Source organism: Kitasatospora sp. NPDC015121, from assembly GCF_055562955.1.
The window spans coordinates 22,807-43,233 of sequence record NZ_JBVHEH010000014.1 but is presented as its reverse complement, the minus strand read 5'-3'; the positions used below and the strand labels follow the sequence as shown (position 1 = coordinate 43,233).

Below are 20,427 nucleotides of genomic sequence, written 5' to 3'. Positions count from 1 at the left end.
CCCGGTGACGACCGACGGCAAGGGACCAACGTGAGGATCTTCCACCGCGCACGGCACCGTCCGTCGGCGACCTGGCGGCAGACCACCGACCGTGCGTTCACGCTGATCGGCGACGGCCGTTACGAGGACGCCGGGGCGCTGCTGGTGATGGCCGCGGACCTGGAGCCGTGGCTGTCCGACTCCTGGTTCAACCTGGCCCTGCTGCACAAGTTCCGCCGCGACTGGGAGCAGGCCCGCTCGGCCGGCCTGCGCGCCGTCGCGCTGCTCGACCGCCAGCACGGCGCCCCGGACTGGTGGAACCTCGGCATCACCGCCACCGCCCTGCAGGACTGGCCGCTGGCCCGCCGCGCCTGGCAGGCGTACGGGCTGCGGCTGCCCGGCGGGCCCGCGCTGGACGGGCCGATCGAGCTCGACCTGGGCACCACCCCGGTGCGGCTCTCCCCGGACGGCGAGTCCGAGGTGGTGTGGGGGCGGCGGCTCGACCCGGCCCGGATCGAGGTGCTGTCGATCCCGCTGCCGTCCTCCGGCCGCCGCTGGGGCGAGGTGGTGCTGCACGACGGCGCCCCGCACGGCGAGCGGGTCGCCGACGGCGTCGCCTACCCGGTCTTCGACGAGATCGAGCTGTGGGCGCCGTCCCCGGTGCCGACCTGGGTGGTGCTGCTGCAGGCCGCCACCGCCGCCGACCGGGACGCGCTGGAGAAGACCGTCGCCGACGCCGGGTACGCGGCCGAGGACTGGACGTCCTCGGTGCGGCTGCTGTGCCGCACCTGCTCGGAGTCCCGGATGGCGATCGACGACGGCCGCACCGCGCACCACGACCCGCACGACGACGGCGACCCGCTGCACCCCGGCCACCTCAGCCACCTCAGCCAGGGCTCGGCCGGCGGCCCCTGGCAGGTCGAGCGCGAGTGCGGGATCGCCGCGCCGGCCGGCCTGGTCCGCTCGCTGCTGGACCGCTGGGCCGCGGCCTCCCCGGCGACCCGCGCCTACCGGGACCTCGAAGAGGTCTGCTGACCGCGGCCGCGCCGCGCCCCGTACCCTGGACCGGTACACCAGGCGGATGCGGACGAAAGCGGAACCGAGCGATGGCCGAGCACCACGACCACGAGCACGACCACGGACACGACCACGCGCACGAGGACACCGAGCCCCAGCGGGTGGTCGGCGAGGAGCCCGACCTGTCCAAGGGCACCGCGCGTCCGATCACCGTGGTCGGCAACCCGGTGCTGCACCGCGAGGTGCGGACCGTCACCGCCTTCGACGGCGAGCTGTCCGCGCTGATCGACGACATGTTCCAGTCGATGTACGCGGCGGAGGGCGTGGGCCTGGCCGCGAACCAGATCGGTGTGGACCTGAAGGTGTTCGTCTACGACTGCCCCGACGACGAGGGCGTCCGGCACGTCGGGCACGTGGTCAACCCGGTGCTGGAGGAGCTCCCGGCCGGCCGCCGGGTGCTGGACGACGGCCAGGAGGGCTGCCTGTCCGTCCCGACCGCGTACCAGGAGCTGGCCCGCCCCGACTACGCGGCCGTCACCGGCCAGGACAAGGACGGCAACCCCGTCCGGGTCGAGGGCACCGGCTTCTTCGCCCGCTGCCTGCAGCACGAGACCGACCACCTGTACGGGTACCTGTACATCGACCGGCTCTCCAAGCGCGACCGCAAGGACGCGCTGCGGCAGATGGCCGACGGCACCCCCAAGTACGCCACCGTCCCGAACGACTGACGGGCGCCCGTAGACGTGCCGAGGGGCCCGGGAGCGACGCGCTCCCGGGCCCCTCGCCGCACGCGGGGTCAGTGCTTGCGCAGGTCGACCAGGCCGCGTTCGAGGCCGCGCTTGAGGAGGGGGGCGAAGGGCCGCTCGACCAGGCGGTGGACCAGCCAGGCGTAGACCAGCATGCCCGCCACGACGGTCGCGACCAGGGCGTAGGGGTCCATCGACCGGCGGAAGTGGTGGATCAGGATCCAGCCCGGGTACTCGTGGACCAGGTACAGCGGGTAGGTGAGGGCGCCGGCGGTGGCGAGCCACTTCCACTGGATCCGGTTGAACCAGCCGAGCGCGATCGCGAGCACCACCAGGTAGAAGACCGTGATCAGCGCCAGGGTCCGGGTGTAGGAGAGCGACAGCCAGGTGAGCCGGGACACGGTGGCCCAGATGTGCCAGGCGGACAGCGCCCAGGAGACGCCGACCAGGCCCAGGTTGATCAGGGTCGGGCCGAAGCGGTGGACCAGGAACATCGCGACGCCGGCCACGAAGTAGCTCGAGTACTGCGGGAAGAGGACGGTGTTGAGCAGCGGGAAGTCGGCGGTCACGAGGTAGACGGAGAGGATCGTCCACCCGGCGCAGAAGGCGACCACCTTGCGGTAGGTCAGGCCGCCGATCAGCAGCAGGCCGAAGAGGACGTAGAAGCGCAGCTCGACCCAGAGCGTCCAGAAGACGCCGTCGACGTGGACGCCGCCGAGCCCCTCCTGGGTCATCGTCAGGTTGGCGATGACGTTGCGGTAGGACCCCGAGAGGATCCCCCCGGCCCACGGCGGCCGGGCGATGAAGATCGCGGCGGCGGTGGTCAGCACGGCGAACCAGTAGGCGGGGAAGAGCCGGGTGATCCGGGAGGTGGCGAAGTCACCGAGCGACCGGCCCCAGCAGGACATGCAGATCACGAAGCCGCTGATCAGGAAGAAGAGCTCGACCCCGGTCCAGCCGTACTTGGTCAGGGCGTGCAGCCGGGGCATCAGGTGCCCGGCCGTGCCGCCCCAGACCGTCAGCTCACGGTCCAGTCCGGTGTAGTGGTACAGCACCACGGCCAGTGCCGCCAGCAGCCGCAGGCCGTCCAGGACGTACAGCCGGGGGCGCCGCGCCCGGCGGCCCCCGGTCGCCCCGTCCGGCTGGGAGGGAACCCCGGGGCGGGGCGCCGGTGTGGTGGTGCTGGTGCTGCTCATGAGGTCCTTGGATCTGTGGGGAACGGAGCACGACGACAGATGTCCGGCCCCGAGGTTACGGGGCCGGACATCGGACGCAGCAGGTGGGACCGCCTAGAAATCGTCGTCGAAGGAGACCGAGCCCTCGACGGCGACCTGGTAGGCGGAGACCCGGCGCTCGAAGAAGTTGGTCAGCTCCTGCACGTTCTGCAGCTCCATGAAGCCGAACGGGTTGGTGGAGCCGTACCGGACCGGCAGGCCGAGGCGGGCCAGGCGCTGGTCGGCGACCGCCTGCAGGTACTCGCGCATCGAGTCGGTGTTCATGCCGGGCAGGCCCTCGCCGCACAGGTCGCGGGCGAACTGGAGCTCGGCCTCGACGGCCTGCTCCAGCATCTCGGTGACCTGCCGGGCCATCTTGTCGTCGAAGAGGTCGGGCTCCTCCGCGCGGACGGTGTCGACCACCGAGAACGCGAAGTCCATGTGCATCGACTCGTCGCGGAACACCCAGTTGGTGCCGGTGGCCAGGCCGTGCAGCAGGCCGCGGCTGCGGAACCAGTACACGTACGCGAACGCGCCGTAGAAGAACAGGCCCTCGACGCAGGCCGCGAAGCAGATCAGGTTGAGCAGGAAGGCCCGGCGGTCCTCCTTGCTCTCCAGCGAGTCGATGTGGTCGACCGCGTTCATGTACGTGAAGCAGAACTGGGCCTTCTGCGCGATGGAGGGGATGTTCTCCACCGCCGCGAAGGCGGCGTTGCGGTCCTCCGGGTCGGGCAGGTAGGTGTCCAGCAGCGTCAGGTAGAACTGGACGTGCACGGCCTCCTCGAACAGCTGCCGCGACAGGTAGAGGCGGGCCTCGGGGGAGTTGATGTGCTTGTAGAGGCTCAGCACCACGTTGTTCGCGACGATCGAGTCACCGGTGGCGAAGAACGCGACCAGCCGGCCGATCATGTGCCGCTCGCCCTCGCTCAGCTTGGCGAGGTCGGCGACGTCGGAGTGCAGGTCCACCTCCTCCACGGTCCAGGTGTTCTTGATCGCGTCCCGGTACCGGTCGTAGAACGACGGGTAGCGCATCGGGCGCAGGGTCAGCTCGAAGCCCGGGTCGAGCAGCATCTTCTTCTGGTCTTCGGTGCTCATTACTGGCAGGCCTCGCAGGACTCGGGGTTCTCCAGCGAGCAGGCGATGGCGTCCTGCTCGGCCTGGGAGAGGGCGGGGGTCTGCACCGGGACGGGGGCGGCGGTGCGGGCGGCTCCGGACGCGGCCTGGGCGATCCGGGTCGCCGGGCGGGAGCGCAGGTAGTAGGTGGTCTTCAGACCGACCTTCCAGGCGTACGAGTACATCGAGGAGAGCTTGCCGATGGTCGGCGCCGCCATGAACAGGTTCAGCGACTGGCTCTGGTCGATGTACGGCTGACGGGCCGCGGCCAGGTCGATCAGCGCGCGCTGCGGCAGCTCCCACGCCGTGCGGTACAGCGAACGGACCTCCTGCGGCAGCCAGGTGAAGTCCTGGATGGAGCCGTTGGCGTCGCGCAGCGCGTCCCGGGTCTGCTGGTCCCAGACGCCGAGCTCCTTGAGCTCGCGCACCAGGTACGGGTTGACCTGGAGGAACTCGCCGGAGAGGGTCTCGCGCTTGAACAGGTTGGAGACCTGCGGCTCGATGCACTCGTACACGCCGGCGATCGACGCGATGGTCGCGGTCGGCGCGATCGCCAGCAGCAGCGAGTTGCGCAGGCCGACCTCGGCGATCCGGGCGCGCAGCGCGTCCCAGCGCTCGGTCCACTGCGGGTTCGCGGCGCCGAAGTGGTCGACGTGCAGCTGGCCGCGGGCGGCCCGGGTCTCGCCGTACGCCTCGTGCCGGCCGAACCGCTCGGCCAGGTCGGCGGAGCGCTCGTACGCGGTGAGCATGATGCGCTCGGCGATCAGGGTGGAGAGGGCGACCGCCTCGGCGGAGTCGAAGTCGATCCGCAGCTGGAAGAAGACGTCCTGCAGGCCCATCACGCCCAGGCCGACCGGGCGCCAGCGGGAGTTGGACGTCCCGGCCTCGGTGGTCGGGTAGAAGTTGATGTCGATCACGCGGTCGAGGAAGGTCACCGCGGTGCGGACGGTGGCGTCCAGGCGGTCCCAGTCCATCGCGTTCAGCAGGTCGGCGGCGGTGGCGCCGGGGGCGACGTGCGCGCCCAGGTTGACCGAGCCGAGGTTGCAGACCGCGGTCTCCGAGTCGTCGGTGACCTCCAGGATCTCGGTGCACAGGTTCGAGGAGTGCACCGTGCGGCCCGGCAGCGCGGTCTGGTTGGCGGCCCGGTTGGAGGCGTCCTTGAAGGTCATCCAGCCGTTGCCGGTCTGCGCCAGGGTGCGCATCATCCGGGCGTACAGGGTCTGCGCGGGGATGGTGCGCACGGCCTTGCCCGCCAGCTCGGCCTTGACGTACGCCTCGTCGAACTCGGCGCCCCACAGGTCCACCAGCTCCGGCACGTCCGCCGGGGAGAACAGCGACCAGTCGGCGTCGGCGTTGACCCGGCGCATGAACTCGTCCGGGATCCAGTGCGCCAGGTTCAGGTTGTGGGTGCGCCGGGCCTCCTCGCCGGTGTTGTCGCGGAGCTCCAGGAACTCCTCGATGTCGGCGTGCCAGGTCTCCAGGTACACGCAGGCCGCGCCCTTGCGCCGGCCGCCCTGGTTGACCGCCGCCACGGAGGAGTCCAGGGTGCGCAGGAACGGCACGATGCCGTTGGACTGGCCGTTGGTGCCGCGGATCAGCGAGCCGCGCGAGCGGATCCGCGAGTAGGACAGGCCGATGCCGCCCGCGTGCTTGGACAGCCGGGCGATCTGCGCGTACCGGTTGTAGATCGAGTCCAGGTTGTCCAGCGGCGAGTCCAGCAGGTAGCAGGAGGACATCTGCGGGTGCCGGGTGCCGGAGTTGAACAGCGTCGGCGAGCTGGTCAGGTACTCCAGGCGGCTCATCAGGGTGTACAGCTCGGCGACCTCGCGCACCGACTCCTCGGTCGTGCCGACCGCCAGGCCCGCCGCCACGCGGAGCAGGAAGTGCTGCGGGGTCTCGACCACCTTGCGGGTGATCGGGTGGCGCAGCAGGTAGCGGGACTGCACGGTGCGCAGGCCGAAGTACTCGAAGCGGTCGTCGGCCGCCTCGTCCACCAGCGAGTCGAACAGGTCGGCGTGCCGGGCCACGAACGCGGCGGTCGCGTCGCCGATCAGGCCCTCGGCGTGGCCCACGGCCACCGAGGAGGAGAACGAGGTGACCTGCTGGGTGGCGGCCTCGTCGCGGATCTCCAGCGCCAGCAGGCGGGCGGCCAGCTTCGAGTACTGCGGGTCCTCGGCGATCATCGACGCGGCGGCCTCCACGGCCAGCCCGCGCAGTTCGGCGAAGTCCGAACCGGCGTGGCGGCCGCGCAGCGCGGCGGCGGCGACGTGGCCGGGGTCCACCTGGGGGAGGTCGGTGCTGCGGTCGGTGAGCAGCCGCAGCAACGCCGCACCGGGGTCGGTGAAGGCGTCGGCGGATCCCTGGGACGGCAGGGTGACTGAGGCGGCGACGGTCAAGGCGCACTCTCTCCTGTGGCGGCGGCGGACGTGGCTCGGGTGTCCGGGACCGCACGCGGCCAGGGGAAGGCGGCACGAGGGAACGAGAACGCGTTCCGGCGCGCGAAAGACCCACCCCCGGTCCGCCCGCGAGACCGGACGGCAAAGCTGTGCTGCACAAGGCGTCTGCGGGGATGCCGTGTCGCACACCGTCTGCAGGTCCTCGGACTGCGCGGGCGTCGACTACAGCCCGCTCACCGTTGCGGGGCAGTCCCGGACTTCCACCGGGTTCCCCTGCGTCGACAGCGAGAGTGAGCATACATGTTGTGGTGGCTGGAACTGGAAGCACCAGATGTAGTGGCGCGTGTCGCGGTGGTGGCGTCGCGCGTAGACAACGAAAACGGCGCCGGCGCCGGCTCAGAACCGCGTCGCGTAGACCATCAGGTCGGTGCCGGGGGCCGGCGACCAGTCCCGCTCCGGGGCGCGGACGAAGCCCAGGGCGTGGTAGATCCGGTGTGCGGCGGTCATCCCCGGCCGGGTGGAGAACGCCATCCCGCCCAGTCCGAGTTCCCGGCTGCGGGCGATCGACGCCTCCACCAGCGCCCGGCCGACGCCCCGGCCGCGGGCCGCCGGGCCGACCGCGAGCATCCGGATCTCGCCCTCGTCGGGCCCGGCGACGTCCGCCCAGGGGGTGCCGCCGGGCGCGAAGGTCACGCAGCCGAGCACGGCTCCGGCGCCGTCGACGGCGACCAGGAGCTCGGCCTCCCGGTTCCGCCGGGCGGCGTCGCGCAGGCGCTCGACGTACGGGGAGTCGGGACGGGTGTGGCCGTCGCCGACGAAGGCCGTGACGGTGACCTCCCCGGCGGCGGCGAGGTCGTGGTCGAGGGCGCGGCGGACGAGCGGGGGCTGCATCCGGACAGTGTGCCGGACCGGCGGCGGCGCGGGTCGGCCAGGTCCGGGTCGAAGGGGTAGCCGGTCGGGCGGTGCACGGTGTCGCGGCCGGTCCGGCCGTGGCGGTCCAGGTCGCGGCCGACCAGGACGCCGATGAGGCCGAAACCGCCGATGAGGCCCAGCAGGGCGAGCGCGGTGGTCATGCCTCCACTGTCCGCCCCCGGCCCCCGGCCGACGAGTGGCAGGAACGCACCATTGCCACGAAATCCTGCCACTGCCATCCTGGGCGCATGCGGAAGCTCGACAACGTCGCCGTGGTGGTCCTCGAAGAGATCCACCCCTTCGAACTGGGCGTGGCCTGCGAGGTGTTCGGCCTCGACCGGAGCGAGGCCGGCCTGCCGGTCTACGACTTCGCGCTGGTCGGCGACCGGCCCGGACCGATGCGCACCCACGCCGGCTTCACCGTCGACGTCCCGCACGGCCCCGAGCGGCTCGCCGGCGCCGACCTGGTCATCGCCACCGCCACCGGCATCCGCGCGCACTACCCCGAACCGCTGCTCGCCGCGCTGCGGGCCGCCCACGACCGGGGCGCCCAGCTGCTGTCGATCTGCTCCGGCAGCTTCCTGCTCGGCGCCGCCGGACTGCTCGACGGCCGCCGCTGCACCACCCACTGGCAGTACGCCGCGCTGATGGCCGAGCGCTTCCCGCTGACCACCGTCGAACCCGACGTGCTGTACGTCGACGACGACCCGGTGATCACCTCGGCCGGCACCGCCGCCGGCATCGACGCCTGCCTGCACCTGGTCCGCAAGGTGCAGGGCGCCGAGGTGGCCCGGGCGATCGCCCGCCGGATGGTGGTCGCTCCGCACCGGGACGGCGGCCAGGCCCAGTTCATCAACCGCCCGCTGCCCGAGGGCGAGGGCGACTCGCTGGCCGGCGTGCTGGAGTGGATGCGCCGCCACCTCGACCGGGAGACCGGCGTCGACCAGCTCGCCCGGCTCGCCCACATGTCGCCGCGGACCTTCGCCCGCCGCTTCCGGCAGGAGACCGGCACCACCCCGCACCGCTGGCTGACCGGCCAGCGGGTGCTGTTCGCGCAGCGCCTGCTGGAGTCCACCGACGAGAGCGTCGACGCGGTCGCCGCCCGCTGCGGCTTCGGCAACGCCGCCGCGCTGCGGCACCACTTCGGCCGCCGGCTCGGCACCACCCCGCAGGCCTACCGGCGGGCGTTCGGCGGCCCGGGGCGGGCCGCCGGGACGCTCGCGCGGGCGTAGGCCGGGCGGAGGCCGGGCGGAGGCCGGGCGGAGGCCGGGCGGAGGCCGGGCGGAGGCGGGGCGTCCGGGCCCGGGGCCCTCAGGGCGTCAGGTGGCCGGTCTGGTTCCAGCCGGACGGGCGCAGCCGCCCCTCGCGGGCCCGCCAGACGCTGGTCGAGCAGTTCGCCACCGGGTCCAGCGCCAGCAGCTCGTCCTCGGTGAGCCGGTCCAGCACGTGCCGCAGCATCAGCACCGTGCAGTCGTGCGCGACCACCAGCACCGGCCGGCCCGCCTCCTCCTCGCCCAGGTCGCGCAGCAGGTCGCGCACCCGCAGCGCCACGTCCAGCCAGGACTCGCCGCCCGGCGGCCGGTAGTACAGCTCGCCCATCCGCCGCCGGCGGGCCGCCTCGGAGGGGTGGTCGCGCTCGATCGCGGCCTTGGTGAGCATCTCCAGCACGCCCAGCTCGCGGTCGCGCAGCCGTTCGTCGTGGCGCACCGTCAGGCCGACCGGCACGGCGCCGAGGCCGGACGCCTGGGCGAGCGCGATCCGGGCGGTCTCCGCGGTGCGCACGTACGGCGAGCACCACACCGAGCGCGGCCGCTCGGCGGGCGGCCGCCCGGCCCACCAGCGGCCCAGGTCGCGGGCCTGGTCCTGGCCGCGCAGGGAGAGCGGGATGTCGGCGTCCCGGCAGGTGATCGGGACGGAGAGCGCCCCGCTGGCGTCCGCGTGCCGGAACTCCACGTTGGCGGTCGACTCGCCGTGCCGGGTGGCGATCAGCACCGAGGGGAGCCGGCGCGGCCGCTCCGGCCGTTCCGCCTCCGGTCGGTGCCCGTTGCGCAGCGTGCTGAGGTCGGTCATGGCGGTGGCTCCCCGTGGTCGGTGGCGCGTGCGGTGTGTCGTCTTCTCCCGGTCTCTCCGCCGGACGGCCGGTCATAACAGACGATCGCGCCGTCACCCCGGTGTCGATCGGGGCAACGGCGCGACCACAGGGCGTACGGGCGCCGCCGTGCGCGCCCCCGGTGCGTCAGTGCGCCGCCGCGGGCTGCGGAGCGTGCTCCACGGCCTCGTCGCCGGCCTCCGCGGAGTAGTCGGCCTTCGAGGTCTCGTCGGCGCCCTCGGGGGCCTTCAGGGCCCGCAGCACCAGCGTCAGGACCACCGCCACCACCGCGTTCAGCACGAACGCGGTCAGGCCGATGTAGCCGGTCTCGCCGATCCACGGGATCGGCGTGCTGTTGCCGCCGAAGTGCCTGGTCGCCGCCGAGGAGATCCCCCACGCCTTCCACGTCCCGTACCCCATGCCGACCGCCCAGCCCGCCAGCAGCGCCCAGCGGTGGAACCAGCGGGTGAACAGGCCCGCCACCAGCGCCACCGCGGTCTGCAGGATCCACAGGCCGCCCAGCAGCTGGAAGTTGATCGCCACCTGCTTGTCCATCACCAGCACGAACACCAGCGCGCCGACCTTCACCAGCAGCGAGGCGATCTTCGCCACCCGGGTCTCCTCGGCCGGTGTCGCGCCCGGCTTCAGGAACTCCTTGTACACGTTGCGGGTGAACAGGTTCGCCGCCGCGATCGACATGATCGCGGCCGGCACCAGCGCCCCGATCCCGATCGCCGCGAACGCCACCCCGGTGAACCAGGACGGGAACATGTCCGCGAACAGCTGCGGCACCGCCAGCTGGCTGTTGAAGGGCTTCCCGTCCTTGCTGCCCACCCCGGCCGCGATCGCCAGGAACCCGAGCAGCGCCAGCAGGCCCAGCATCAGCGAGTACGCCGGCAGGATCGCCATGTTCCGGCGCACCGTGTTGCGCGACTTCGACGCCAGCACGCCGGTCACCGAGTGCGGGTACATGAACAGCGCCAGCGCCGACCCGAACGCCAGCGTCGCGTACGTCCACTGCCCGCCCTCGGCGAGGACCAGCTTGCCCGGCGAGCCCGGCTTCGAGAACTTCCGCGCCGCCGCGTCGAACACGTCCCCGTAGCCGCCCAGCCGCATCGGGATGTACACCACCGCGACCAGGATCACCACGTACACCAGCGCGTCCTTCACGAACGCGATCAGGGCCGGCGCCCGCAGCCCCGACGAGTACGTGTACGCGGCCAGCACGCCGAACGCCACGAACAGCGGCAGGTCCCGCAGGAACCAGTTGCCGCTGCCGCCCACGCCCAGCACGTCCAGCACCGCCTGGATGCCCACCAGCTGCAGCGCGATGTACGGCATGGTCGCCAGGATGCCGGTCAGCGCCACCGCCACCGACAGCCCCCGCGACCCGTACCGGCCGCGCACGAAGTCGGCCGGCGTCACGTACCCGTGCACCCGGGAGACCGACCAGAGCCGGGGCAGGAACAGGAACACCAGCGGGTACGCGATGATCGTGTACGGCACCGCGAAGAAGCCCATCGCGCCGGTCGCGTAGACCGCCGCCGGCACCGCGACGAAGGTGTACGCCGTGTACAGGTCGCCGCCCAGCAGGAACCAGGTCACCCACGTCCCGAAGCTCCGGCCGCCCAGCCCCCACTCGTGCAGGTGCTGGGCGTCGTCCGCCCGCCGCCAGCGCGAGGCCAGGAAGCCCATCACCGTCACCAGGACGAAGAACAGCAGGAAGACCGTCATCGCGGTCCAGTCCACGTGCTTCACGCCAGGCCCCCGTCCCGCGGACCGGCGACGGTGGGCGCGGAGACGGCGGAGGCGGCCCGGCGGGCCGCCTCGTCACGCCTGAGCAGCAGGTACGCCGTGCCGGAGAACAGCGCCGACAGCGGCACCCACAGCAGCTGGTACCAGTAGAAGAACGGCACCCCGCCCAGCTCCGGCGCGACCTTGCGGTAGGACGGCACCCACAGCATCACCACGATCGGCACCAGCAGGCACAGGCCCGCCAGCACCCGGGCGGCGGACACCACGGGCGGGGCGCCCGGGGGAGGAAGATGGGACGACGACACGAGAGGCTCCCGGAGGCTGACGAGGAGTCACCTCAGTGGCACCGCAACGCACACGGCCGTGCGTCCGCCGAGCAGCACCCTCGGTGATCGGAAGGTCCCCGCGAGGGTAGGGCAGGCGGGTGACCCTTGTCACTACCCCGTCAACCAGGAGCCGGACCGCCACCCGGACGTGTCGGCCACCCGGACGTGCCGGCCGCGCCCCGGTCAGGCCGGCCGGTTCAGCCGCGTGATGAACTTGTAGCGGTCGCCGCGGTAGATCGAGCGCACCCACTCCACCGGCGCGCCGTCCGCGTCGAAGGAGTGCCGGGACAGCTGCAGCATCGGCAGGCCCAGGTCGGAGCCGAGCAGGCCGGCCTCGCGCGGGTTGGCGAGGGTGGTCTCGATGGTCTCCTCGGCCTCGGCGACCGTCACCCCGTAGACCTCGCGCAGCGCCGTGTACAGCGAGTTGTGCTTGGCCAGGTTGCGCCGCAGCGCCGGGAAGCGCTTGGCGGACAGGTGCGCCACCTCGATCGCCATCGGGTCGCCGTTGGCCAGCCGCAGGCGCTCGATCCGCAGCACCCGGCCGCCGGGCTTGATGTCCAGCAGCGGGGCCAGCCGGTCGTCGGCGGAGATGTAGGCGACCTCGACCAGCCGGGAGGTCGGCTCCAGGCCCTGGGCGCGCATGTCCTCGGTGTACGAGGTGAGCTGCAGCGCCTGCGCGACCTTCGGCTTGGCGACGAAGGTGCCCTTGCCCTGGATCCGCTCCAGCCGGCCCTCGACGACCAGCTCCTGCAGGGCCTGCCGGACGGTGGTGCGCGAGGTGTCGAACTGGGCGGCCAGCGCGCGCTCCGGCGGGACCGGCGTACCGGCCGGCTGGGTCTCGGTCAGCTGCAGCAGGTGCCGCTTGAGGCCGTAGTACTTGGGGACCCGGGCCGTGGCGGTGGCAGGGCCGGTCTGGGTCGGCACGGTGGAGCCCTCGGCGAGCGCCGCCGCCGTGTCCCTGTCGCCACTCATGGCAGCTCTCACTCCTCGTTGGAGGCGGTCCCTTAACGGACCCCTAAGTCCTATGTAACAGCACATGTTTGCACGCACGGGGGAGCAACCGTGAGCCCCCGGCCGCATTCGCGGCCACCGGACGGCCCCGCGGCGGCCCCGCGGCGGCCTCCCGGCCGCCTCCCGACCACCGCGCGACGCCGGGTACGCGGCGGGCCCGGGACGGGCGCTGACGCCCGTCCCGGGCCCGTCCCGAGTGTCTCAGCCGGCCTGGGCGGCCGTCACCGCGAGCCCCGCGAGGGCCTCCGCGGCCGCGACCGCGCAGACCCGCGACCCGCCGTAGGTGGCCAGCGTGGTCACCCCGCTGGGGGCGAACAGCTCGGCGACCCCGTACGCGGTGCCGGTCTCCACCAGCACGGCGTCCGGCCGGTGCGCGACCAGGGCCAGCGCGGCCCGGCGCATCCAGGGGTGCCGGTGCACGTCGCGCACCACCACCACCAGCGGACGGCCGACCGCCGCGCCGAGCAGCGGGGCGGTGTCGATCTCGGCGTCGTCGGCGGCCACCGCGACGTGCAGCAGGCCGGAGCCCTCGGTCACGGTCGCGGGCGGCGCGACCCGGCTGGAGGTGGTGCCCGGCACCAGCTCGCCCAGCGGGCCCGCCACGCCCCACGGGGTCTCGTCGCCGGCCGCGATGTTCGCGCCCGGGGAGAACTCCACCACGTGCGGGACGCCGCCCAGCGGGCGGAGCTCGCCGGTGACCCGCAGCGCCCGGCGGGCGGCGGTCAGGCCGACGCCGACCTCGGCCTGCCGGCCGGCCTGGTCGGCCCGCACCCCGGCCGACCAGCGGGCCACGGCCCGGTTGCGCTCGGCCGCCTCGTGCAGGCGGGCGGCCGGCAGTCGGCCCTCGCGGACCGCCCAGACCAGGGCGTCGCGCAGGTAGACGAAGGCCGCCTCGTCGTTCAGGCCGCCGCCGACGCAGATGGTGTCGGCGCCGGCCGCGATGGCCCGCACCGAGCCGGCCGCGACGCCGTGGGTGCCGGAGATGGCGCCCATCTCGATGCCGTCGGTGACGATCAGCCCGTCGAAGCCGAGCTCCTCGCGGAGCAGGCCGGTCAGGATCCGCTGCGACATGGTCGCGGGCAGCTGGGCGTCGTAGGCGTCGAACAGGATGTGCGCCGTCATGATGCTCTTCACGCCGGCCGCGATGGCGGCGCGGAACGGCAGCAGGTGCTCGGCGAACTGGTCCAGGGCCAGGTCGATCCGGGGCAGCCCGAGGTGCGAGTCGCCGGCCGTGTCGCCGTGGCCGGGGAAGTGCTTGGCACAGGCCGCCACGCCGGCGGACTGCAGGCCGCGGACGTACGCCGCGGTGTGCCGGGCGGCCAGGTCGCCGTCGCCGCCGAAGGACCGGACGCCGATCACCGGGTTGTCCGGGTTGGAGTTGACGTCCGCGTCCGGCGCGTAGTTCAGGTTCACGCCGACGCCGGCCAGGTCGAACCCGATCGAGCGGGCGACCCGCTCGGTGAGGTCGGTGTCGTCGACCTCACCGAGCGCCAGGTTGCCCGGGTAGGAGGAGCCGCTGACCACTTCGAGGCGGGTGACGTCGCCGCCCTCCTCGTCGGTGGCGACCAGCAGGTCCCCGTTGAGCGCGTACAGCTCCGAGGTCAGCGCGGCGACCTGCTGCGGGGTGCGGATGTTGCGGCCGAACAGGGCGACGCCGCCGAGCTCGCCGTCGCCCAGTCTGCGCCGCAGCCACTCGGGCGCGGTCAGACCGGCGAAGCCGGGCTGCAGGACCGCTCCGGCGTCGCGGAGGAGATCGGCGCTTTCCGTACCGGGCATCGCCTTGTTTCCTTCCCTGGAGGTGGAGGTGTTTCAGGTGCAGTGGGGGTGAGGAAGGGGACTTAGCCCTTGACCGCACCGGCGGTGAGACCCGCCGACACCTTCTTCTGGAAGAACACGAACAGGATGATCACGGGCAGCGAGACGAGCAGGCCGCCGGCCATCTGCGAGCCGTAGTCCGCGGCACGGGTGGGCGTGGACGAGTAGAACGTCAGCCAGATCATCGAGGTCTTCGTCCCGGCGGTGTTCAGCAGGGTGCTGGCGACCACGAACTCGTTCCACGCCTGGATCCAGCTGTACACCGCGGTGGTGACCAGGCCGGGCAGGGTGAGCGGCAGGATGACGCGGAAGAACGCGCCCCACTGGGTGCAGCCGTCGACCATCGCGGCCTCGTCCAGCTCCGCCGGGATGTTCACGATGAAGGAACGCAGCGTCCAGATCACGTACGGGACGGTGAAGACCAGGTAGGCGAGGATCACACCGAGCAGCGAACCGGTCATGCCGGCGCTGTTCATCACGACGAACAGCGGGATGAGGATCGCCAGCAGGGGCACCATCTGGACCACCAGCATGGTGACGATGAAGAAGCTGCGGCCGCGGAAGTTGAACCGGGCCACGGCCACGGCGGCCAGGAAGCCGACCGCGACGCCCAGGATTACCGCACCCAGGGTGAGGATCAGGGTGTTCTGCAGGGCCGGCAGGAAGTCCTTGTCGTCGAAGATCGTCTTGTAGCTGTCGAAGGACAGCGACGACGGCCAGAACGTCGGGTCCTGGGAGATCAGGTCCTTGTTGGTCTTGAAGGTGGTCAGGATCATCCAGTAGATGGGGAAGGCCATCACGACCGCGACCAGCAGGGCGATGGTGTTCCACACCCAGGTCATGGCGCTGCTGCGGCCGACCTCGGTCTCCTTGGACCTCTTCGGCTTCTTGACCGGAGCGAGGACGGACTGCTGCGCCTCGGGAGCGGTGGGAAGGACGTCGGTCATCGCTCGTTGGCTCCGATCTTGAGCATCTGGCGGATGTAGAACACGAGCACCGCCAGCATCATGAGGATCATGACGATCGAGATCACCGAGGCCTCGCTGTACCGGGAGGACACGATGCCCTGCTGGTACAGGTAGGTGCCGATGGTCCGGTACCCCGGCTCGGGGGCGGCGTTGCGCAGCGAGTAGATCTGGGCGAAGACCTGGAAGTCCCAGATGAAGCTCAGCGCGGCGCTGATCATCAGGAAGGGCCGGATGACCGGGACGGTCACGTGGCGGAACGCCTGGAAGCTGTTGGCGCCGTCGAGCTTGGCGGCCTCCATCAGCTCCTTGGGCACCTGGGTCAGCGCGGCGTACAGGCCCAGGACGAGGAAGGGCAGGGCGCCCCAGACGATGACGGCGGCACCGACCACGTAGAGGCCGACCGTCGGGTCGGCGAACCAGTCGTAGTGCTTCCAGGACTCGTCGCCGGTGACCAGGAAGGCGATGTAGTCGACCACGCCGCCGTTGGACGAGAACAGCCAGCGGAAGATCTGGCCGTTGACCAGCGCCGGGATCGCCCAGACGAACATCATCACGGTGATCACGAGGACCCGGACCCAGTTGGAGACCCGGTTGAGCAGCAGCGCGATCAGCATGCTCAGCGCCATCGAGAGGAAGACCAGCTCGGCGGTGAAGTAGACCGAGCGGAGCACGACCTCCCAGAACTGGTTGTCGCTCAGCACCCGGGTGAACCCCTCGAAGCCGATGTACTCGGCCCGCTCCGGGTGCGCCAGCAGGGCGTAGCGGTTGACGTTCTGGAACGCCAGGTCGATCAGGCGGTACACCGGGTACGCCAGAACGCCCACGAGTGCGAGCACCGCGGGCAGCAGGAGGGTGTAGGGAATGTACTGGCCGGCCGCGAAGACGCCGCGCCGCTGCGACTTCTTCACCGGGGCAGGCCCCTGGCTCTCGGACCGCGTCACGGTCTCGTTGGTGGTCACACTCATCAGGGTCCTTCCCGGGCCCGCGGATCTGGTCGGTCCTGGCGCACGGGTAGGCAGTCCGCGCGTTCGCGGACTGCCCACCCCCTAACCTGCGCTCAGTGCGGTGGTCCGTCCGGGGAGATCCGACGGACTCCCCGGGCCGACCTGCGGTTCATTCCGGCTGTCAGCCGTTCAGGGTCTTGAGGACCCCGTCCTCGGCCTTCTTCAGCTCGGCCGCCGGGTCGCCACCGGCCGCGATCGCGCCGAAGGCGTCCTTCAGAGCGGTCTCGTTGGTGCCGGACCACAGCGGGGAGTTCGGGATGAACCAGGTCTTGCCCTCGGCGGCGGCACCGGCGGCCTCGTTGGCCGGAGCGGCCTGCTTGTAGACCGAGACCAGGTTCTTCGCGTTCGGGATCGCGTGCTTGGCGAGCGCGGTCTGCTGCGCGGTGTTGGTGAAGATCTGCAGGAAGGTCGCGCCCAGGCCGGCGTTCTTCGCGCTGGACGGGACGCCCAGGGTCGAGCCGCCGAGGAAGGCCGGGGTCGGGTCGCCCGCGTTGGTGCCCGGGAGGGCGACGGTGGCGAGCTTGTCCTTCAGGGCCGGGTTGCCGGTCTTCTCGTCGGCGACCGAGCCGACCTCCCAGCCGTTGCCGACGATGGCGGCGATGTTGCCCTTCGCCATCAGCGCGTCCTGGTCGGTCTCGTCGGAGGTGGTGCCGCCGACCGAGAAGTCCTTCTGCAGCTTGTTCCAGGTGGAGATGCCCTCGACGAACTTCGGGTCGCTGAGGGTGCTGGCCCACTTGTCGCCGGACTTCTTGGCGATGACGTCCTTGACACCGTACGAGCCGGCGCCGAAGGAGACGGCGGTGTACCAGTTCTTGCCCGGGAGGTACAGGGCGGAGAAGTTCGGGGTGCCGGCGTTGGCGGCCTTGACCTTGGTCAGGGCGTCGTTCAGCTCGGCCAGGGTGGTCGGGGCCTTGGTCACACCGGCGGCCTCGAAGAGGTCCTTGCGGTAAATCATGACGCGGGCGCCGGCGTAGTACGGCACGGCGTAGGTCTTGGTGCCGTCGGCGGACTGGCCGGCCGCGGCCAGCGAGTCCAGCCACTTGTCCGAGTTGTCGAACTTGCTCTTGACCGGGGTCAGGTCGACGAACGAGTCGGCGTCGAAGTACTTGGCACCCTGGGTGTTGCCGAGCTCGATGGCGTCGGGGGCGTTGCCGGAGAGCAGCGCGGTGTCGAGCTTGGTGGTGTAGTTCGACCAGGTCTGCCACTGGATGTCGACGTCAGCGCCGGTCTTCTGCTTGAACTCGGCCTTCGCGGCCTCGACGACGTCGTTCCACTGCTTCTGGGCGTCTTCCATCAGCCAGACGGTGATCTTCTTGCCCTTGCCGTCCGTGCTGAGGATCTCGCCCTTCGACTTGCCGTCGGACGACGAAGACGAAGAGCAAGCCGAGGCGACGAGCACGGTGGCGATAGCGGCCACGGCTGCGATCTTGCGGTTCAAACCATCCTCCAGAGGGATGAGCAAGGTAGGGCACCGGGCTGCTGGGCCGACTGGCCTGGAGCTGCGTTGTGCCGTATGTGGGGAACGTCACCGGGTGACACGGATACGAACTGCCGGGGCCGGCGGGCCGATCCGTGAGGTGGAGTAGACCATTGGTTTAGACCAACGCCTGGAGGTTGGCATGGACCAATGACGAGCGTCAAGGGTTCAAAGAGCGGTTGCACAAGCCGTTATCAACGCTTGACTCGGCCGTGTTGGACTGGACCAACGCCAGGAGGAATCGCCACCTATCGGGACACTTGGACACCCCGTCCGCCGGGCGGACGGACGGCGTGCGGCACATCTGTGGGGTCATGTCAAGTACGGCCCCCGGCGCGGGTGGTGGCAAGGGTGCGGCGCGGGGGCGGACGCGGCGCGGCCGCGGGCCGCCGGTCCGGGTGGGTCCGGGCGCGTCCGGGCGGTGGCCGAAAGCGGCGGGCCGGGCCGGTATTCGTCCCGGCCGAATGGGCCGGGGCTAATGCCGGCCGCCGGGGCGTCCCGGCTTTCCCGCGCCGGCCGCCAATACCGGGCCGGGAATCGCGGTTCGGACTTCCGCGGATTTCCCGGGTTCCGGGCGGGTCCGCCGCCCGGCGCGGGGCGCGCGCCCGGCGTTTTGCGCCGGGCCGGCCGGGATCCGGGCGCGCGGGCGGACGGGGCGGTGCCGGCGCCGGCGACGGCGCGCGAGGGGCGGTGGCGACCCGGCGGGTGCCGCCACAGGTCGGGTGGCCCGGGCGGCGGGCCGGCGGGTGGGGCCCGGGCGGCGCCGATCCCTTTCCGGAGGGAAGTCGTGCGTACTCGACCACCGGTGGCGGGACCCCGCCGACCGCCGGAGCGGGACCCCCGCCGCCCCGGCGCCCCCGCGGGGCGGCGGCCGGCCGGTGAATCCGGCGGAGCCGGGACCGGGAAATCACCCGTCCGGGGATTTCCGGAATTGCCCTTGATCCATTCCTCTCACCGAGGGTCACCTTAAGTGAGCCTAAAGTCATCCGGGAGCCGGTTCCCGGCCGGAGGTTGACGTGCCTGGACCAAGGAAGACAACGGATTGACAACGAGGTGGGCGCGAAACCGCACCCGCGTTGACGTCCCAAAATGGTCTAGGCCAAGATCCGGAAATCTGGTCTGTACCACTGCGCAGACCTCCCCGCCCCGAACCGGAGGACCGCGTTGAAGCGTCAGGTACTGGCCACGCTCAGCACAGCCGCCCTGCTGGCCACCGCCGCGGGCTGCACGTCCGGAGGCTCGTCGCCTTCCTCGACCGACGTCGACGCGAAGAACGCGACCGGCACCGTGACCGTGTGGCTGATGGACGACGCCCAGAAGAGCTGGCCCGAGCTGGTGCAGCAGGTGAACGACGAGTTCGCCGCGAAGTACCCCAACGTCCAGATCAAGCTGAGCTACCACCAGTGGCCGACCAAGGTCGCCGAACTGGACGCCGCGTTCGCCGCCGGCCAGGCCCCGGACGTGGTCGAGCTGGGCAACAGCGAGACCCTGAAGTACATCGTCAACGGTTCGCTGCTGCAGATGGACCGCGGCACCTTCGACAACTCCGACAACTGGATCAAGGGTCTCGCCGACACCTGCACGTACAACCAGACGCTCTTCTGCGTGCCGTACTACACGGGCGCCCGGATCGGCATCTACAACTCGAAGATGTTCCAGGAGGCCACCGGCTCCGCCGAGCTCCCGCAGAACGAGGACGACCTGGTCGGCGCCCTCGACAAGGTGGCGAACAAGTACAAGGGCAGCGCCGGCTACTCCTCGCTGTACCTGCCCGGCCCCTACTGGTACGCCGCGATGTCCTACGTCGCCGCGTACGGCGGCTCGATCGCCAAGTTCGACGCCGGCGGCACCTGGCACGGCACCCTGCACGAGGCCAAGGCCCAGCAGGGCCTGCAGCACTTCGTCGACCTGGTGAAGAAGTACAACAAGAGCGGCGACTACAAGGTCAACGAGGCCGACCAGGCCAAGGTGCTCGGCCACGAGAAGGCCGGCCTGATCTACGCCAACAGCTGGGAGCTCGGCATCGCCACGGCGCCGATCACCGGCACCCCGGCGCTGGAGGGCTCGCTCAAGATCGCCGCGATGCCCGGCCCGAACGGCAAGCCGCTGCCCTCCTTCATCGGCGGCTCCGACCTGGCGGTCACCGCCAAGTCGCAGAACGCCAAGGTCGCCACCGACTGGGTGCGGATGTTCACCAGCACCAAGTCCGAGCAGCTGCTGGCCGACAAGGACACCCTGCCGAACAACCTGGTCCAGCTCGCCCCGCTGAAGAACAAGCCCGCCACCGCCGCGGCCGCCAACGCGGTGCAGGACGCCTGGTTCACCCCGCTGGCCCCCGGCTGGGGCGCGATCGAGAAGCAGAACATCCTGGCCAACATGCTCAACGCGGTCTTCGCCGGCAAGAGCGTCGACCAGGCGACCAAGGAAGCCGACGCCCAGATCGACGAGCTGATCAACAACCCGGGCTGACCCGCCCGCCGGCCGACCGGGCCGGCGTCCCGCCCCTTGAGACCGGGCCCCGGCGCACCGTCACGGAGTGTGCCGCGGGGCCCGGTCGCACGTAGGATCGGGGCAGAACAGTTCCACGCAGCGAGGGTGCGGACTC

16 protein-coding genes and 1 riboswitch are annotated in these 20,427 nt (G+C 71.5%); of the genes, 4 read left to right on the top strand and 12 right to left on the bottom strand.

The annotated features are described in order from the left end of the window. The first annotated feature begins 30 nt into the window (after positions 1 to 30). Positions 31 to 1,014: a tetratricopeptide repeat protein gene (locus ACZ3J7_RS21745; RefSeq protein WP_465623551.1), complete on the top strand. Its 984-nt coding sequence runs from the start codon at positions 31 to 33 to the stop codon at positions 1,012 to 1,014. Between the two features lie 71 nt (positions 1,015 to 1,085). Continuing rightward, entirely contained in the window at positions 1,086 to 1,724 is a 639-nt protein-coding gene (def, locus tag ACZ3J7_RS21740) for a peptide deformylase (protein WP_465623547.1), read from the top strand. Positions 1,725 to 1,792: 68 nt separating this feature from the next. On the opposite strand, the gene ACZ3J7_RS21735 is transcribed toward def, so the two are convergent. From ACZ3J7_RS21735 to ACZ3J7_RS21720, 4 genes are all read right to left on the bottom strand, one after another. Further along, positions 1,793 to 2,938 carry an acyltransferase family protein gene (locus ACZ3J7_RS21735; protein ID WP_465623544.1) on the bottom strand — a complete coding sequence of 382 codons (1,146 nt, stop codon included), beginning with the start codon at positions 2,936 to 2,938 and terminating at the stop codon, positions 1,793 to 1,795. Positions 2,939 to 3,031: 93 nt separating this feature from the next. Beyond that, positions 3,032 to 4,051 (bottom strand): ribonucleotide-diphosphate reductase subunit beta, encoded by a 1,020-nt coding sequence (locus ACZ3J7_RS21730; protein WP_465623541.1) that lies wholly within the window; start codon positions 4,049 to 4,051, stop codon positions 3,032 to 3,034. Beyond that, positions 4,051 to 6,465, bottom strand: a complete 2,415-nt coding sequence (locus ACZ3J7_RS21725) for a ribonucleoside-diphosphate reductase subunit alpha (RefSeq protein WP_465623537.1) — start codon at positions 6,463 to 6,465, stop codon at positions 4,051 to 4,053. Before ACZ3J7_RS21725 ends, ACZ3J7_RS21730 begins: the two co-directional genes overlap by 1 nt. 176 nt (positions 6,466 to 6,641) lie before the next feature. After that, positions 6,642 to 6,767: riboswitch (cobalamin riboswitch) on the bottom strand. 94 nt (positions 6,768 to 6,861) lie between these two features. After that, positions 6,862 to 7,356, bottom strand: a complete 495-nt coding sequence (locus ACZ3J7_RS21720) for a GNAT family N-acetyltransferase (RefSeq protein ID WP_465623534.1) — start codon at positions 7,354 to 7,356, stop codon at positions 6,862 to 6,864. A 269-nt stretch (positions 7,357 to 7,625) separates the two neighbouring features. On the opposite strand from ACZ3J7_RS21720, the gene ACZ3J7_RS21715 reads away from it, so the two are divergent. Next, positions 7,626 to 8,609: a helix-turn-helix domain-containing protein gene (locus ACZ3J7_RS21715; protein WP_465623533.1), complete on the top strand. Its 984-nt coding sequence runs from the start codon at positions 7,626 to 7,628 to the stop codon at positions 8,607 to 8,609. A 79-nt stretch (positions 8,610 to 8,688) separates the two neighbouring features. On the opposite strand, the gene ACZ3J7_RS21710 is transcribed toward ACZ3J7_RS21715, so the two are convergent. The 8 genes from ACZ3J7_RS21710 to ACZ3J7_RS21675 all read right to left on the bottom strand — a co-directional run bounded on the left by ACZ3J7_RS21710 (position 8,689) and on the right by ACZ3J7_RS21675 (position 17,783). Next, the gene (locus ACZ3J7_RS21710; protein ID WP_465623531.1) at positions 8,689 to 9,447 is read right to left on the bottom strand and encodes a histidine phosphatase family protein; all 759 of its coding nucleotides are present in this window, start codon (positions 9,445 to 9,447) and stop codon (positions 8,689 to 8,691) included. 166 nt (positions 9,448 to 9,613) lie between these two features. Then, the gene (gene mctP, locus ACZ3J7_RS21705) at positions 9,614 to 11,200 is read right to left on the bottom strand and encodes a monocarboxylate uptake permease MctP (RefSeq protein WP_465624099.1); all 1,587 of its coding nucleotides are present in this window, start codon (positions 11,198 to 11,200) and stop codon (positions 9,614 to 9,616) included. 20 nt (positions 11,201 to 11,220) lie between these two features. Then, a complete protein-coding gene (locus tag ACZ3J7_RS21700; protein WP_465623529.1) occupies positions 11,221 to 11,526 on the bottom strand; it encodes a DUF3311 domain-containing protein in 306 nt (101 codons plus the stop codon). Positions 11,527 to 11,730: 204 nt separating this feature from the next. After that, positions 11,731 to 12,519: a GntR family transcriptional regulator gene (locus ACZ3J7_RS21695; protein WP_465623526.1), complete on the bottom strand. Its 789-nt coding sequence runs from the start codon at positions 12,517 to 12,519 to the stop codon at positions 11,731 to 11,733. 240 nt (positions 12,520 to 12,759) lie between these two features. Beyond that, positions 12,760 to 14,334: a glycoside hydrolase family 3 protein gene (locus tag ACZ3J7_RS21690; RefSeq protein ID WP_465623524.1), complete on the bottom strand. Its 1,575-nt coding sequence runs from the start codon at positions 14,332 to 14,334 to the stop codon at positions 12,760 to 12,762. 62 nt (positions 14,335 to 14,396) lie between these two features. After that, complete coding sequence (locus ACZ3J7_RS21685) at positions 14,397 to 15,320, bottom strand: carbohydrate ABC transporter permease (protein ID WP_465623520.1); 924 nt, start codon at positions 15,318 to 15,320, stop codon at positions 14,397 to 14,399. Then, positions 15,317 to 16,306, bottom strand: coding sequence for a carbohydrate ABC transporter permease (locus tag ACZ3J7_RS21680; RefSeq protein WP_465623516.1), 990 nt, complete (start codon positions 16,304 to 16,306; stop codon positions 15,317 to 15,319). Before ACZ3J7_RS21680 ends, ACZ3J7_RS21685 begins: the two co-directional genes overlap by 4 nt. Positions 16,307 to 16,466: 160 nt before the next feature. Next, positions 16,467 to 17,783, bottom strand: a complete 1,317-nt coding sequence (locus tag ACZ3J7_RS21675; RefSeq protein WP_465623513.1) for an extracellular solute-binding protein — start codon at positions 17,781 to 17,783, stop codon at positions 16,467 to 16,469. A 1,203-nt stretch (positions 17,784 to 18,986) separates the two neighbouring features. Here ACZ3J7_RS21675 and ACZ3J7_RS21670 point away from each other — a divergent pair. After that, complete coding sequence (locus ACZ3J7_RS21670; protein WP_465623509.1) at positions 18,987 to 20,291, top strand: extracellular solute-binding protein; 1,305 nt, start codon at positions 18,987 to 18,989, stop codon at positions 20,289 to 20,291. Positions 20,292 to 20,427: the final 136 nt, after the last annotated feature.

Coding starts and splice junctions, on each gene's coding strand:
- def (WP_465623547.1), top strand. CDS start 1,086: ATGGCCGAGCACCACGACCACGAGCACGACCACGGACACGACCACGCG.
- ACZ3J7_RS21735 (WP_465623544.1), bottom strand. CDS start 2,938: ATGAGCAGCACCAGCACCACCACACCGGCGCCCCGCCCCGGGGTTCCC.
- ACZ3J7_RS21730 (WP_465623541.1), bottom strand. CDS start 4,051: ATGAGCACCGAAGACCAGAAGAAGATGCTGCTCGACCCGGGCTTCGAG.
- ACZ3J7_RS21720 (WP_465623534.1), bottom strand. CDS start 7,356: ATGCAGCCCCCGCTCGTCCGCCGCGCCCTCGACCACGACCTCGCCGCC.
- ACZ3J7_RS21715 (WP_465623533.1), top strand. CDS start 7,626: ATGCGGAAGCTCGACAACGTCGCCGTGGTGGTCCTCGAAGAGATCCAC.
- ACZ3J7_RS21710 (WP_465623531.1), bottom strand. CDS start 9,447: ATGACCGACCTCAGCACGCTGCGCAACGGGCACCGACCGGAGGCGGAA.
- mctP (WP_465624099.1), bottom strand. CDS start 11,200: ATGACGGTCTTCCTGCTGTTCTTCGTCCTGGTGACGGTGATGGGCTTC.
- ACZ3J7_RS21695 (WP_465623526.1), bottom strand. CDS start 12,519: ATGAGTGGCGACAGGGACACGGCGGCGGCGCTCGCCGAGGGCTCCACC.
- ACZ3J7_RS21690 (WP_465623524.1), bottom strand. CDS start 14,334: ATGCCCGGTACGGAAAGCGCCGATCTCCTCCGCGACGCCGGAGCGGTC.
- ACZ3J7_RS21685 (WP_465623520.1), bottom strand. CDS start 15,320: ATGACCGACGTCCTTCCCACCGCTCCCGAGGCGCAGCAGTCCGTCCTC.
- ACZ3J7_RS21680 (WP_465623516.1), bottom strand. CDS start 16,306: ATGAGTGTGACCACCAACGAGACCGTGACGCGGTCCGAGAGCCAGGGG.